Here is a 14309-nt window from a genome sequence, read left to right on the forward strand (position 1 = left end):
TCAGATGCCGCCGCCGCTGTCATATTGGTCTTCGGCAATGTCGCGCTCATTCAGCCAGTGTTCCAGAGCCTCTACCATCTCCTCGGCCGTCTTGCCGAGTGTCTTGAGATGGATTTCGGGATTTTCGGGAGCTTCATACGGGGAATCGACGCCGGTGAAGTTCTTGATCTCACCATTCAGCGCCCGTGCGTAAAGGCCTTTCGGGTCGCGTCGGGCGCATTCCTCGAACGGCGTATCGACGAACACTTCGACGAACTCGCCGTCGGCCATCAACTCCCTGGCCATGCGCCGCTCGGCGCTGAAGGGCGAAATGAAGGAGACGATGACGATCAGCCCGGCATCGGCCATCAGCTTTGCCACTTCGGCGACACGGCGGATGTTTTCGACCCGATCGGCGTCGGTGAAGCCGAGATCGCGGTTGAGGCCGTGGCGGACATTGTCGCCGTCGAGAATGTAGGTGTGGCGCCCGGAAGCGAACAGCTTCTTCTCGAGCAGGTTGGCGATGGTCGACTTGCCCGAACCGGAAAGGCCGGTGAACCAGAACACGGCGGGACGCTGGCTCTTCAAGTCGGAACGGCCACGCTTGCCGACATCGAGCGACTGCCAGTGGATGTTTTCGGCGCGGCGCAAGGTATGCAGGATCATGCCGGCGCCGACCGTGGCATTGGTGATGCGGTCGATCAGGATGAAGGCGCCGGTATCGCGGTTGTCGGCGAAGGTGTCGAAGGCGATCGGCGCCCGGGTCGAGATGTTGCAGATGCCGACTTCGTTCATCTCGAGCGACTTCGCCGCCTCGCGAGCGAAGTCGTTGACGTTGACGCGGTATTTCAGGTCGGTGACGGTGGCGCTGGTCTGGTCGGTCTCGGTGCGCAGTATATAGGAGCGTCCCGGCAGCAGCGCTGCCTCGTCGAACCAGACGATGTTGGCGGCGAACTGGTCGGCGACCTGCGGCCGTGCCGCCGGCGACACCAGCATGTTGCCTCTGGAGACCTCGACCTCGTCATCGAGCACAAGGGTGATGGCCTGGCCGGCCACCGCCTGGGCAAGATCGCCGCCTTGCGCGACGATGCGCTTGACCCACGAGGCCTTGCCGGATTTGGCGACCACCACCTCGTCGCCCTGCGCGACGGAGCCGGACGCGATGGTGCCGGCAAAGCCGCGGAAGTCGAGATTGGGCCGGTTGACATACTGCACCGGAAACCGGAACGGCAGTTCGACCGCGGCCTCGTCGACCGATATAGTTTCGAGATGCTCGATCAGCGACGGGCCGGAATACCACGCCGTCTTGCCGGAGCGGCTGGTGACATTGTCGCCATAGCGGGCCGACATCGGGATCGGCACGATCGTCTGGAAGCCGAGCTCGTGCGAGAACTGCCGGTAATCCTCGACGATACGGTCGAACACCGCCTGGTCGAAATCGACGAGGTCGATCTTGTTGACGGCAAGCACGATATGGCGGATGCCGAGCAGCGAAGCGATGATCGAGTGGCGCCGGGTCTGGCGCAGCACAGCCTGGCGCGCATCGATCAGCACGATGGCGAGATCGGCAGTCGATGCGCCGGTCGCCATGTTGCGGGTGTACTGTTCATGGCCGGGCGTGTCGGCGACGATGAACTTGCGCTTGGGCGTGGCGAAGAAGCGGTAGGCGACGTCGATGGTGATGCCTTGCTCGCGCTCGGCCTCGAGGCCGTCGACCAGAAGCGCGAAGTCGATGTCGTCGCCAGTGGTGCCGTGCTTGCGGGAATCGCGCTCGAGTGCGGCGAGCTGGTCCTCGAAGATCTGCTTTGTGTCGGACAGAAGACGGCCGATCAGCGTCGACTTGCCGTCGTCGACCGAGCCGCAGGTGAGGAAGCGCAGCAGCGACTTCTTCTCCTGCGCCGCCATGTATTCGCGCACGCCGTCGGTGGGAGCGAGGCTCTTGGCCAGGATATGGCGCATGCTCAGAAATATCCCTCGCGCTTCTTCTTTTCCATCGAGCCGGCTTCATCGCGGTCGATGAGGCGGCCCTGGCGCTCGGAGGTGCGCGCCGTCAGCATCTCGCCGACGATGGCTTCGAGCGTGTCCGCGTCGGATTCGATGGCGCCGGTCAGCGGATAACAGCCGAGCGTGCGGAAACGCACCAGACGGTTCTCCATCGTCTCACCGGGGCGCAATTGCATGCGATCGTCATCCTTCATGATCAGCATGCCGTCGCGTTCGACCACCGGCCGCTCCTTGGCGAAATAGAGCGGCACGATCGGGATGTTTTCCTGCAGAATGTACTGCCAGATATCGAGCTCGGTCCAGTTCGACAGCGGAAACACGCGGATCGATTCGCCCGGCGCGATGCGGGTGTTGAAGATCTTCCACATCTCCGGCCGCTGGTTCTTCGGGTCCCAGACATGCTGGGCGTTGCGGAAGGAAAAGATGCGCTCCTTGGCGCGCGACTTCTCCTCGTCGCGCCGAGCCCCGCCGAAGGCAGCGTCAAAGCCGTATTTGTCGAGCGCCTGGCGCAACGCCACCGTCTTCATGACATGGGTGTGGGTGTTCGAGCCATGGTCAAAGGGGTTGATACCGTCGCGCACGCCGTCTTCATTGACGTGGACCAGCAGGTCGAAGCCGAGCTTCTGCGCCATCTGGTCGCGAAAGGCGATCATCTCGCGGAACTTCCAGGTGGTGTCGACATGCAGGAAGGGGAAAGGCGGCTTGGCCGGATAGAAGGCCTTCATCGCCAGATGCATCAGCACGGAGGAATCCTTGCCGACGGAATAGAGCATCACCGGCTTGGAGAAGGAGGCGGCAACCTCACGGAAGATGTGGATGGACTCGGCCTCGAGCCGCTGCAGGTGCGTAAGCGCGATGTTCATGGACTGTGAGCGTTCTCTCGTGCAATCCAGACCTTGCATCAGATGGATCGGGCGTCCTTTTCAGCCGCCCGGTTCAAGCTTCACTGCTGGACACTATCGGTTCGTGCCGGCGTTCTAGCAGATCGCCACCTGATATAACAACGCTGGAAAGGCCGGCGGCCACACCGATCGGCAACGAATTTTCCATGAAAAGCCTAGAATCCGAAAATTCCTGCCCGACGGAGCGATAGCATTCAAAGGCCGGGAAAAATCTTGCCTGGACCGAAAGAAACGCCGGCCGGACCTCGTCGCACTTTCGAAAACCGCACCCAGCCGCTATACCGGCTCCTGAACCTGCGCCGGGCGGCATGCCGCAAATGCCGCCGCCAAACGCCGGGCGGCATGCCGCAAATGCCGCCGCCAAACATTGTCCGTCGCCACGCGACCCAGCGCATTGTGAACCAGAGCATTGACCCCGATCTCCGCCATCAAGCAGCACGTTTCGCCGTCACGGATCAACGTCACCTTCTCCATTTTGTGCTTCTTTTTCCCGCCGGTACTGGGATCGGCGGTCAGCTTTTTGTTCAATGGCGGCGGCCTGTGGTCGGTGCTTCTGCTTGCGCTGAAAAGACGGCGTTTCAACATTGACCGGCCGATGACCGCGATGACGGTGGCCATCTATGCCTATTGCGCAGCCAGCGTGCTCGCCTCCATCGTCAACAATTCGATCGCCAGGGATGCGCCGCATCTGGCAGGGCTGATCACCTTCCTGTTTTTCCCTGTCTCATACGCGACCTGGAGCATTACCGAGAAAACCACGCTGACGCGCATCGTCGTGCTGGCGAGCGCCGCCGCCTGTTTTGGCGCCCTGCTGCTGGCGGTCGTGCAATATCACGGGCTGGGCATACGGGCCGAAGGCGGCGCCGGCAATCCGATCGTGTTCGCGACCGTCGCCTGCCTCAGCATGATGATGTGCCTGGCAGGCGCCTTATCGGGTGTCGAAAAGAACAGGGCGTTGCTGGCCTGCGCGACACTGGCCGGCGCGGTCGACATTGTCTATTCGGGGTCGCGGATCATCTGGCTGGCGATGCTGGTGGCCGGCATCGCGGTCCTGCTGATCAACCGTCGCAAGCTCAACAACAGAAACGCCATTCGGCTTTTGCTGATTGCGGGCGCGATCGGCATCGTCATCGCGGTCATTGGTCTCCCCATCATTTCCGAGCGCGCGGCCTTCCTGTTCAGCGACTGGGATGCGCTCGCCACGAAGGGCGACCACACGACCGCGCTCGGCTTGCGCGCAGCACTTTGGCAGATTGGGCTGAGCGCCTTCCACGACATGCCGATTTTCGGTCACGGCATTGCTGCAAGCCGTGAGCTGATAAAGGATGGATTCCACAATCAGTTCCACATGCCGTCCACGGGCTTCAGCCATTTTCACAATGGCTTCCTGACTGCATTGGTGGAGGCCGGGCTGCTTGGAGCCGTAACGCTCGCGGCTGTGTTCTTCGTTGCCGCGAGAAACGCGGCCATCGTGCTGCGCACCAGCACGGACGCGATCGAGCGGTTCGGCGCCACGATGATTGTCGTCACTGCGATCATCTACCTCATCGGCGGCCTGACCGGCATCCTGGTCGGCCACGACATCCTCGATGCCACACTGATGGTGTTCCTGGTGTCCGGGACATATCTTGCATCGGGCCGGCAACAAATGCTGCCGGAACAACAGGCACCGGCCCCGGCGCCCCAGGCAAGCCGGCCGTGAAAGTGCTGGTCACAGGCGCGACGGGTTTCATCGGCAGGCAGGTCGTCAACCAGCTGCGCGAAGCCGGGTTCGGGGTGCGCATGGCATCGCGCCACCCGGAACGGCTCGATCCCGTGAGCGATGCGGTTTTGTTGCCGGACTTCGACGCACCGGCTCAGGCATACCAGGCGCTGATGCGAGATATCACCCATGTCGTCCACTGTGCGGCGCTCAACAACGACCGCAAGGCGAGCGAAGCCGACTTCATGGCAGCCAACGCGACACTGACCGCGCAGCTGGCGCGCGCGGCCGCCTCGCGGACAAGCGGGCGCTTCATCTATCTGTCGTCGATCCGGGCAGTAGCCGGTCCCGGTTTCAGCGGAACGATCAGCGAGGCGACGCTCCCTGCCCCGCAATGCGCCTACGGGCGCTCGAAACGCGAAGGCGAGATCAAGACACTGGAAGCCTATGCGTCCAGGCCCTCCGATGCCACGGCGCTGCGCCTGCCGCCGGTCTATGGCGAAGGCATGAAGGGAAACCTGCGTGGAATGATGCGCATGGGCGGCACGAACCTGTCGCTGCCTGCGGCGATCTTCAGCGGCGTACGATCGCTGATGTCGAGCGAAGCGGCAGCGCGGACCGCGGTGTATCTGTTGAGCCGTCCGCAGCCGCTCCGCCCCGCCTATGTCGCCTGCGACCTACCGCCTCTCCCTGTCTCGGCAATCATCGGGGGTTTCAGGGACGGTCTTGGCTACTCATTGCGGCTGTCCGCTGTGCCTGCTGGCCTGATGCGGGCAGTGCTGACCCTACTGGGCAAACGCAAGGCATGGGACGCGATGGCAGCGACACAGATTTGCGATCCGTCCCTGCTGGTATCCGAAGGCTGGGTGCCGCAGACCGATACGCTCGAACGGCTGACCGAACTCGCGCGGCGCTACAAATCAGGTGCCGTTCGGCAGTAGAAAATCGTGCCTATGAGAATGCGGATATCGAGGCCGATCGAGGCTCCCCTGAGATATTCGGCATCGGTTTCGGCGCAGAGTTTCGGATCCGACATGTCGATGCCTCTCATCTGCGCAAGCCCGGTAATGCCTGGAAGTGCGGCAAGCACACCCAATTGCCTGCGGCGGTCGACCAACTCGGTTTGCGTGGGCAGGCATGGACGCGGCCCGACCAGGCTCATCTCGCCCTTCAGCACGTTCCAGAGCTGCGGCAGCTCGTCGATCTTGAATTTTCGCAGCACCTTACCGGCGGCGGTGACGGAGTTTGCCGGCGCCTGATGCGAGGGCAGAGACGGCGTTCCCACAACCATCGTCCTCAACTTGTGGCAGCGAAACAGCACCCCGTGCTGGCCGACGCGAGTTTGGGAGAGGAGTGCCGGTCCGGGCGACGACAGCCTGATTGCCAGTATGGCAAGCAGGGTGACGGGCGAGGTCAGCGGCAACAGAACCGCCGCCGCGACGAGATCGAAAGCTCGCTTGGGTCCCCTCATGGCCATCTCAGCATGCTCTAGATCCGCCGCCAGATGAAGGCCAGATAGAGCCCAAGCGTCCCAGCCAGCGTCTGCCGGTAGACGCCGCTTTTCCGGAGAAGGCGCAGGCGTCGCAAGATACCGCCCTTTCGCGCCCTGATGAACAGGCCGAGGCAGGCGGCGGCATCCCTCGTGAGGATGTCGCGATTGACCGCCAGGCCGCTCAGATTGTGATCGGTCCAGACGGCGAACTCGCCCCTGAAGAGGCGCCCCAGCCGCGACAGCCTCGCCTTCCACGAGACGTTGGCGCCGACCAGGTTTGCCTCATGCTGGCGGTAGCGCACCAGCGGTCGCGGGTCATAGCGGACAATGCCGCCGGCAGCCGTGACGATCAGATAGGTCCACCAGTCATGGCTGACGAACTCGGTCCTTGCCGATGCCTTTGCCAGCAACTTTCGCGCGGCGCGGTTGATCATCATCGTATTGCCGCCGGCAATGCTTTGCACAAGCGCATTGCGAAATGCGGGTGGATGCTGGAACAGCGGCGAATACCCTTGCGCTGCTCCGGTTTCGGACATGGTCGCGGTTCTGGAGCAAAACAGCAGCGGCGTTCCGGCATCGTGCCCTTGCATCCAGGCAATGGCGCTCTCCAGCCTGTCCGGCTCCCAGATGTCGTCCTGGTCGCAGAAGGCGTAGTAGTCGGCCTCGATGCGCGGATCGATGATCATCGCGCGGAAATTGGCGGCAAAGCCTTGGCGAGGACCATTCGACAGGGTCAACCGGCCCTTGGACCAGCGGCTCTGCCAGGCGCCGATAATGGCCGAAGTGCCGTCTGTCGAACCGTCGTCGGAAACCCAGAGGTCGACAACAGGGTGCGATTGCGCAGCCAGCGACGCGAGCTGCTCGTCAAGGAAAGCCGCGCCATCTTTCGTGCCCAGCAGCACGGCCACGCGCTGATCTTGTCTGCTCACTGGTTCAAAATCATCTGCAAACGCCTGGGAACGGCCATCGGATCGGTTTCAATAGCCAATCCCGGTCGATCAGGACAGGCTCTTTGTTTTGACGCAATCCCGGACGGAAAACCGCTCCACACTTTTCTTGGAATTGCTCTAACCAGCTTGCCCGACTGTTTTCGCAACGGTTTCCCGGCGTGCCTCACTTGGAGGCTCTTCCGCCTGATAGAGGCCGGCCATGACGGCGAGCGCCGAGGCCTTGTCCTGATCGCGCATGGCCGCCTGCAGCAATGTCAGCGCCGCCTGGACCTTGGGCCATCCCACGACATCGGTCCTGAGGCCGAAGATCTTGGGGATATCCAGCGCGACGATCTCCTCATTGCCGCCATGCAGCACTTCGTGAAGCTTCTCGCCCGGCCTGATCCCGGTGAAACGGATCGGAATGTCGGTGTAGGGGCTTTTGCCGGCCATGCGGATCATGGTTTCAGCGACTTCGAGGATCGGCACCGGCTTGCCCATGTCGAGCATGTAGATGGCGTAGTCGTCCTTGCCCTGGCGCCGCTCGGCGTCGGCCGCCGACATGATGACGAGGTCGACGGCTTCGGCCACCGTCATGAAGTAGCGGGTCATGCGGCGATCGGTGATGGTGACCGGACCGCCGGCCTCGATCTGCGCCTGGAAGATGGTGGCGACCGAGCCATTGGAGCCGAAGACATTGCCGAACCGCACGGCGATGAACTTGGTGCCGGAGCGACGGCCGCTGGCCCCGGTGGCGTGCGTTTCGTGCAGCGAAGAGACGATCTGCTCGGCGGCGCGTTTCGTCATACCGAGCACCGAGGTCGGATCGACCGCCTTATCGCTGGAAATCAGCAGGAACTGCGGCACCCCGCATTTGGCGGCAACCTCGGCGCAGACGAGGGTGCCCAAAATGTTGGTCTGGATCGCCGATTCCCAATTTTCCTCGAGCAGCGGCACATGTTTGAGCGCGGCGGCATGGAAGATGATGTCGGGCTTGAAATCGCTGACGACGCGGGTGATCTGGCGCCGGTCTGTGACATCGACGATGCGGCTCTTGAGCCGGACATGGTCCTTTTCGTCAACCTGCTGGTCGAGCTGGAAAATACCGAACTCCGAGATATCGGCGACCAGAACCGCCTCGGCGCCAAGTTCCAGCGACCGCTTGACCAGGATGCGACCGATTGAGCCGGCGCCGCCGGTGACCAGGACGCGCTTGCCACCGATAAAGCCGCCGATCCGCTCAATATCGGAAGCAACTGTGGGGCGGCGCAGGATGGTTTCCATCTCGACAGCGTCGAGTACCAGCTTTCCGCCTTGGCCGAGCTCCGAAACGCCGGAGAATTGGACGACGGCGATACCGCTGTGACGGGCGACACGGACCAGTTCCGAATATTCCTCGATCTCGCGTTCGGTGCCATTGCCGAAAATCAGCATGTCGAGGCTTTTGGTGCCTCTTGCATATTCTTCGAGGACCTCGACCAGGCGGGGCCGCACGGCTACCACCGGAACGCCCTGGATCTGCGTGCCCAACGGCGCGCCGTTCTCGATGGCCATGATGCCGGCGATGGAATATTCGGCCGGCTCGGCCGTGCGTGTGAAGCGGATGATGACGTCTGCTTCGCCAAGCCTGCCGACGAACAGCGCTTGTTTGATCGCCGCATTGTTTGCGTTGCGGCTCAGGATTCGCCAGCTCGCCCCGTCGCGCAGGAACCGGTAATAGAGCCGAGGCGCCGATATGATGGTGAAGGAGACGAGGAAAAAGACGATGAACTGGCGCTCGTTGAGGCCGGTCACCGGCTGAAACGATCGAACCGCCAGCGAGACGACATAGAGCGTGACGGTCAGGATGGCGCAGCTCTTCAGGATGTTGAAGAAGTCCGGCGTGGAGGCGAAACGCCACACGGTGTTGTAGAGGCCGCAATAGCGAAACAGCATATGGCTGAGAAAAACAATACTTGCCCAGCACGCCAGGCCGGCCGTGGAGAGCGCGTCGAATGAAAGTCTCGACTGAGAAAGCCCCAGACTCAGCGCCACCGCGACCAGGACCATGACCAGATCCTGGATCATTATAATGGCGCGCCGCATCTTCGGCCGAAGTCCGGACACGACCTCTACATAGGATGTCATTGGGTAGTACTGAACTCCAGGCGCAAGGACATGGACACTAACGTGGTGCAAGAGCGACGGAAACCCGTCACCGATCACCTGTTTAGAGTGCCAATCCCCAGCCCCGCCGCTTTGTATCGCATAGCGTGGAGTTGTAGTGATCGCCAGATATTTTTTTGGCGGACCCTTTGGTTAAGGGGTTGAAAATAATTGAACGAACGAGGTTTCGCAAAATATCGAGCCGCTGGGGCAGACGGCGCGCCTTGAGTTTCAGCCGGGCGCGGCATTGACTGGAAAGCAATTGTGGCCAAGTGCTTGATGCGTCTCTGCTCATAATCAGAGGCATGAATTTGCGATTCGCGCAGTGCGACGGTTGCGATATCGAGGTAAGAGGCGTCGACCTGTCGCAAGCGATTCGTGGTCCATCGCGACGCAATGCGTTGCCAAATGCGCGCCGCAATGACTATGAAGGGCGCCTTTGGCCCGTCTAACGGCCATAGATGCACAAGAACAAAAGAATGCGACACTAGGAAATTATGATTGCGGCACTAAACGGCGCTGTCGACGACATCAGCAAGGCCATGAAGCTGCACCGGGTCTGGATTGCGCTTGCTCATGAAGATATCGGCGACCAGCACAGACGCACAACACTTGGCCCGCTTTGGATGCTGGTCAATTATTTTGCTTTCGTCGGCACGTTTGTCTTTGTTTTCGTGACCACAGACGCCAGCAACCCAAGCTATATAGCCTATGTGGCCATCGGGATGCTGGTGTGGTTCTACCTCAGCGAAACCATCACCACGAGCGTGTCGCTCTTTCAGCGCGAAGCGAGCTTCATTCAAGGCACGACCCTGCCACTGTTCGTCTATGTGATGCGATTGACGATGCAATGCATCATCAGGGCTGCTTATTCGCTGGCGGGCTGCGTTCTTATCCTGTTGCTGGGCGGCTACGGAATCAACACAAATTGGCTACTGTCGGCGCTGGGTCTGCTGCTCATCATCTTAGCGACTCCGGCGGTTGTCACGATTTTTGCGTTTCTTGGCGCTTTCTTCCCAGATAGTGAGTTCATAGTCGGGAACATGATGCGGGTAGGCATGTTCTTCACGCCCGTCTTTTGGGTCTATACCGGGCAAGATGGCGTTCAAAAACACGCTTATCATTGGAACCCGTTCACCTATTTCCTGGAGGGTGTGCGCGAGCCGATCACGGCAGGTATATTGCCGATGCATGCCTTGACGGTGACGGGCTGTATCTGTCTCGGCGCCTGGGCTCTTGCGTTGCTGCTGCTGGGTCATTATCGCAAGCGCATCGTTTTTCTGATTTGAGTTCCATGACTTCCATCAAACTAAACAATGTCAGCCTCGTTTATCGCCTGTTCGAAAAGTTGACGCTGTCGGCGCCTGGCCGGCGCCGAAGTGCCCTTGGCGGCCACATAGCAAATTCCGGCACCAAGCAGGTTGTGCAGGCGCTCGATGACGTCAGCTTCGCACTCAAGGCGGGCGACCGATTGGGACTTGTCGGCCCAAATGGCGCCGGCAAGACCACCCTGCTCAAGGTCCTATACGGAATCTATCAGCCGTCGGGCGGCACGATATCGATCGCGGGCAAGGTCGACGCACTGTTCAATATCCACATAGGGTTTCGTCCCGAGGCCACCGGGCGCAGAAACATCGTGCTGAGGGGGTTGATCAGCGGCTGGACGGCCGCCGAAATCGAAGAGAAGATGGAAGAAATAATCGATTTCAGCGAACTGGGCGATTTCATTGACCTACCGTTTAAGGCTTACAGCCAAGGCATGGCGGCACGTCTGGCATTTGCGGCAGCGACTGCGCTTGAGCCTGAAATTCTGCTGATGGATGAATGGATCGGCGCCGGCGACGCGTCATTCCAGGAAAAAGCCAAACGACGGATGGACGAACTGGCCGAAAAGGCCGGCATCATCGTGCTGGCCAGTCACGACGATGCGCTGATCCAGCGCGTTTGCACGAAGAAAATGACACTTCGAGCTGGCCGGGTAGAATCGCTAACTTAATGCATCCCGCGATGTTTGGCGGAAGCTTACTTTGTTGCACCGCGACCAAGCGTGGTTATCCATTGCACACTGCGGTAGAGCGGCCTAAGGACCCTGAACGCTGTTGGCGATCTAATCACGATCGATCTCTTGATCGAGAAGATGAGGCCGTGAAAGGCTCTTCTCACACCCAGGTTTCCGATTTCCACCGGTGCTCCATTGGCGCACAATGCTTGCAATTTGGCCTCCAGCATAACGTAGTTATGAGCAGCATGCCTGGCGGTCATCACGTGTCGGAAAGTGTATCCAGCGTCGATTGCGACATAGGCTATGATCCGCTCTATTGCATGGGCCAAACTCCCGTCCCGATAATCCATATTGGCGAAATCGTCCCAGCTCCACTTATTTGCGAAAAGCTTCCTGAGGGCAGCAGGACGAAACCAGTACATTCCGCCGTAAGGCGCGACAGGGCTATGGTCGTCCAGATTGACGGCAACACCCAGCTTGTCGGCCAGCTTTGCGACGTTGTCTTTGTTTCCAAACCACGAGTGGCCCATAGTCGGATACCCGATGTGAACCATCGGCGGCATAACGAGGCCAAGCGCAGGATTGTTGGCGAACAGATCAAGCAAATTCTGGACATATCCAGGAGTGTGGAGAAGGTTCTCAAACATGTGAAGTTTGAACAAGTCTCCCTTTGAGCCGTCTTGAGGAGATCGTTTGGAATGGATACGGCATATCAAGTCGTACCGGTCCTCGAGCGCGTAGTCCCGGCACCCGATCAGAAGGGCGGAGGTATCCCGGCCCTCATTCGACTGAACGACCAAAACCACGGCTTTCCTGGAATTTGGCGCTTTCGCGATCGCCTGCTTGATCAACGCCTGCTTTTTTGCGGTATCTGTCGTAATGATGAGGTCGTAGCCCTTCGGTATGTTTTCGGTGTAGCCTAGAATCTCATCGATCATGTCGACGTGATATACATGAGCAAGAACAGCTATCCGAAACCTGGTCCGGGCGCTCTGTGCACCCGTAGGCACATCTGGCAGCACGGAGAGAAGCGCGGCGTTGCCATTTAGCGTGCGGGGCGGGCCTAGGCGGCCGACACTTCTCCATATCAGCGACAAATCGTAGTTTGACCGGTCTTTGATTATCTCCAGAGCCCGCGGCAGATTGATAGCCTCGCGCTCCAGAAACAGCGTGTCATGAAAGAAGAGGCGCTTCTTTAAAATCGGGCTTCGGTCCTCCAGTGTTTTGTCTGGCTCCATTAGGACCGGATAGGGCGTCTTGTACCGTTCCGGGTCAAGCAACACCGAACAGGTGTAACCCAAGCCTTGGAAATGCGCAGTGAACACCGTCTCATGCTTTCCAATCGAATCCATATAGGAGAGGACGGGGTCCATTTCGGTCCAATAATGACGAAATGCTTTTGATTGATGCATAGACCGCCGGACCGCGATGAAATGGGAGTTGAGATGGAAGGGCATCTCTGTTCTTCTGGAGTCGAACGGATGGGGCCTCAGGGCTCTGTGACCGGAGATCCCCCAAAAATCACAGGGACGTTGGTCCATTTCCGAGAACATTTCCGAAAAGGGGAAGATCGGCCCGTAAAACGTGTGGTTGAAGAGCAAAATCTCATCGAAGCGAGACAGTTCCTCCCACCCTATATGTTCAAGGGCGGCCTTGTACGCCCACACATCGAACCCACTATTGTCCCTGATCAGGAATTCATCGGCGGCTAACGAGAGGAGAGACTCGGCCTCTTTGTCTGCGGGTCCGTTGGAAACCACCACCATGTGCTCGACGAAAGGGCGTATCGAGGCAAGCAGATGAAAATAATACTCATCTATCTTGCCGTGCGGATCATAATAGAACGCGACCGCTAAACGCTTCATCAGCTTTCCTTGTTGAATTTCTTCACCGGTGTCGGTCAGAGCGTCGGAAAAACCAGGCAACCGACTACCCCCTCACGTCCGACTGAACTGCTTCGCCACTCAGCAGCGGATCGGTGCTCTTGCGACCGGCAACTCGAGACGAGAACCGCTTGCCCCATCTGTTGACTGGATCCTCAACGAAGTAGTTCATGAGGAAGGCCGCCGGGATTACCAAGGCCAAAGTCATCGTCAGACTGAATACGAAGGCAACTGTTTGACTTGCGACCAGTTGCTGGATCGACCTCATGGTCGGAATGAGGATGACGATAATGGGCATGTGAAGAAGGTAGACTGAATAACTGATTCTTCCCAACCAAGCTGAAACACTATTGACGATCACAGCAATGGGAGCAAGGCCAAGGCCGACGACCAGCGAACCGAACATAAATCCTTCCCAATAGTATTTGTCCAATAGCGCGACCTTGTCGGTGGCGATTGCAAAAAATAGCACAGGGACAGACGCGACGAGAGCCAACCCGATCTCCTTCCTCTCCGGACGCTTTTCCAGCAGCGGCAAAGTGTAAAATGCAACGATCCCAAACATAAACATCGGGGATCGATAAAGAATTGAATAGAGATGATAGTTTACCGGGTCTGCAACGAACAAGTTAATGGTCATAAAGAACATGGAGGCTACACCAATCGAAATGAATAGCGCAGTAACTGAAAGTAAAATCCCCTTTGAACGCCCGTACACCAGTGGGAACATGAGGTAAAATAGCATTTCTACCCCTATCGTCCAACCTGCTGGCACGATAGAAGATTGATAATCTGGAACCAAATTGAAAGCAAACGTTAGGTTCAACAGGATTGATTTTGCATCGATCAATACCCCGCTGAAATTATGAATGCACATGACTAGGATCATTAAATAGAATAGAGGGGCGATCCTGAAAAAGCGACGCAGCGCGAACCCAATTATTGGCCGAGCTTCGCGGTCATGAACTGGCATGCTAAGGCAGAGCGAAAATGCACTCACGACGAAAAACAGGCTCACGCCCATAACGCCATTTACGACGAACAGATCGAGAAACGCCGCCACCTGGAGCCGCGGAGACGGGAGCATGGCTACGTGCACAACAACTACCCAAAGAGCGGCCAGTCCACGTAGCGCGTCAAGGAAGACCACCCGTTTTGAACTGGCGTTGGAGGCGATTGGCAATTTGATAACTTTCATCGGGATTGTGGAACACCAAGACCTTGTAAGACTCCGACTGCGCAATCTATCGGCTTAAGGCTATTCTGCTCCG

Annotated in this window: 12 protein-coding genes; 4 read left to right on the forward strand and 8 right to left on the reverse strand. The window is 59.0% G+C overall.

The window, feature by feature from the left end:
• From cysN to ACYG9R_RS03565, 3 genes are all read right to left on the reverse strand, one after another.
• A complete protein-coding gene (gene cysN / locus ACYG9R_RS03555) occupies positions 1–1938 on the reverse strand; it encodes a sulfate adenylyltransferase subunit CysN (protein WP_023824226.1) in 1938 nt (645 codons plus the stop codon).
• A gap of 2 nt (positions 1939–1940) precedes the next feature.
• The gene (cysD, locus tag ACYG9R_RS03560; RefSeq protein ID WP_023670717.1) at positions 1941–2846 is read right to left on the reverse strand and encodes a sulfate adenylyltransferase subunit CysD; all 906 of its coding nucleotides are present in this window, start codon (positions 2844–2846) and stop codon (positions 1941–1943) included.
• A gap of 315 nt (positions 2847–3161) precedes the next feature.
• Complete coding sequence (locus tag ACYG9R_RS03565) at positions 3162–3503, reverse strand: hypothetical protein (RefSeq protein WP_245260079.1); 342 nt, start codon at positions 3501–3503, stop codon at positions 3162–3164.
• Between ACYG9R_RS03565 and ACYG9R_RS03570 the strand changes: the two genes are divergently transcribed.
• Entirely contained in the window at positions 3490–4587 is a 1098-nt protein-coding gene (locus tag ACYG9R_RS03570) for an O-antigen ligase family protein (protein WP_245260080.1), read from the forward strand. The genes ACYG9R_RS03565 and ACYG9R_RS03570 overlap by 14 nt on opposite strands.
• Positions 4584–5528 (forward strand): NAD-dependent epimerase/dehydratase family protein, encoded by a 945-nt coding sequence (locus ACYG9R_RS03575; RefSeq protein WP_023816493.1) that lies wholly within the window; start codon positions 4584–4586, stop codon positions 5526–5528. Before ACYG9R_RS03570 ends, ACYG9R_RS03575 begins: the two co-directional genes overlap by 4 nt.
• On the opposite strand, the gene ACYG9R_RS03580 is transcribed toward ACYG9R_RS03575, so the two are convergent.
• The 3 genes from ACYG9R_RS03580 to ACYG9R_RS03590 form a co-directional block, all read right to left on the reverse strand.
• On the reverse strand, positions 5501–6058 hold the full coding sequence (locus ACYG9R_RS03580; RefSeq protein ID WP_460221805.1) for a sugar transferase: 558 nt from the start codon (positions 6056–6058) through the stop codon (positions 5501–5503). The genes ACYG9R_RS03575 and ACYG9R_RS03580 overlap by 28 nt on opposite strands.
• A 17-nt stretch (positions 6059–6075) precedes the next feature.
• Positions 6076–7008 (reverse strand): glycosyltransferase family 2 protein, encoded by a 933-nt coding sequence (locus ACYG9R_RS03585; protein WP_023824228.1) that lies wholly within the window; start codon positions 7006–7008, stop codon positions 6076–6078.
• 138 nt (positions 7009–7146) lie between these two features.
• Positions 7147–9135: a nucleoside-diphosphate sugar epimerase/dehydratase gene (locus tag ACYG9R_RS03590; RefSeq protein ID WP_031197112.1), complete on the reverse strand. Its 1989-nt coding sequence runs from the start codon at positions 9133–9135 to the stop codon at positions 7147–7149.
• A 515-nt stretch (positions 9136–9650) separates the two neighbouring features.
• Between ACYG9R_RS03590 and ACYG9R_RS03595 the strand changes: the two genes are divergently transcribed.
• Together ACYG9R_RS03595 and ACYG9R_RS03600 are read left to right on the forward strand one after the other, a co-directional pair.
• Entirely contained in the window at positions 9651–10442 is a 792-nt protein-coding gene (locus ACYG9R_RS03595; RefSeq protein WP_023824229.1) for an ABC transporter permease, read from the forward strand.
• A 5-nt stretch (positions 10443–10447) separates the two neighbouring features.
• Positions 10448–11149 (forward strand): ABC transporter ATP-binding protein, encoded by a 702-nt coding sequence (locus ACYG9R_RS03600; protein ID WP_023824230.1) that lies wholly within the window; start codon positions 10448–10450, stop codon positions 11147–11149.
• 26 nt (positions 11150–11175) lie between these two features.
• Here ACYG9R_RS03600 and ACYG9R_RS03605 read toward each other — a convergent pair whose 3' ends face one another.
• Positions 11176–13080 (reverse strand): rhamnan synthesis F family protein, encoded by a 1905-nt coding sequence (locus ACYG9R_RS03605; RefSeq protein WP_245260081.1) that lies wholly within the window; start codon positions 13078–13080, stop codon positions 11176–11178.
• A 4-nt stretch (positions 13081–13084) separates the two neighbouring features.
• Entirely contained in the window at positions 13085–14236 is a 1152-nt protein-coding gene (locus tag ACYG9R_RS03610; RefSeq protein ID WP_023824232.1) for an acyltransferase family protein, read from the reverse strand.
• Positions 14237–14309: the final 73 nt, after the last annotated feature.

Source organism: Mesorhizobium sp. RSR565B (assembly GCF_054719465.1).

What these genes read in the sequence shown, in the direction of transcription:
- cysN (WP_023824226.1), bottom strand. Translation starts at nt 1,938, where the DNA reads ATGCGCCATATCCTGGCCAAGAGCCTCGCTCCCACCGACGGCGTGCGC.
- cysD (WP_023670717.1), bottom strand. Translation starts at nt 2,846, where the DNA reads ATGAACATCGCGCTTACGCACCTGCAGCGGCTCGAGGCCGAGTCCATC.
- ACYG9R_RS03570 (WP_245260080.1), top strand. Translation starts at nt 3,490, where the DNA reads ATGACGGTGGCCATCTATGCCTATTGCGCAGCCAGCGTGCTCGCCTCC.
- ACYG9R_RS03565 (WP_245260079.1), bottom strand. Translation starts at nt 3,503, where the DNA reads ATGGCCACCGTCATCGCGGTCATCGGCCGGTCAATGTTGAAACGCCGT.
- ACYG9R_RS03580 (WP_460221805.1), bottom strand. Translation starts at nt 6,058, where the DNA reads ATGAGGGGACCCAAGCGAGCTTTCGATCTCGTCGCGGCGGCGGTTCTG.
- ACYG9R_RS03590 (WP_031197112.1), bottom strand. Translation starts at nt 9,135, where the DNA reads ATGACATCCTATGTAGAGGTCGTGTCCGGACTTCGGCCGAAGATGCGG.
- ACYG9R_RS03595 (WP_023824229.1), top strand. Translation starts at nt 9,651, where the DNA reads ATGATTGCGGCACTAAACGGCGCTGTCGACGACATCAGCAAGGCCATG.
- ACYG9R_RS03600 (WP_023824230.1), top strand. Translation starts at nt 10,448, where the DNA reads ATGACTTCCATCAAACTAAACAATGTCAGCCTCGTTTATCGCCTGTTC.
- ACYG9R_RS03610 (WP_023824232.1), bottom strand. Translation starts at nt 14,236, where the DNA reads ATGAAAGTTATCAAATTGCCAATCGCCTCCAACGCCAGTTCAAAACGG.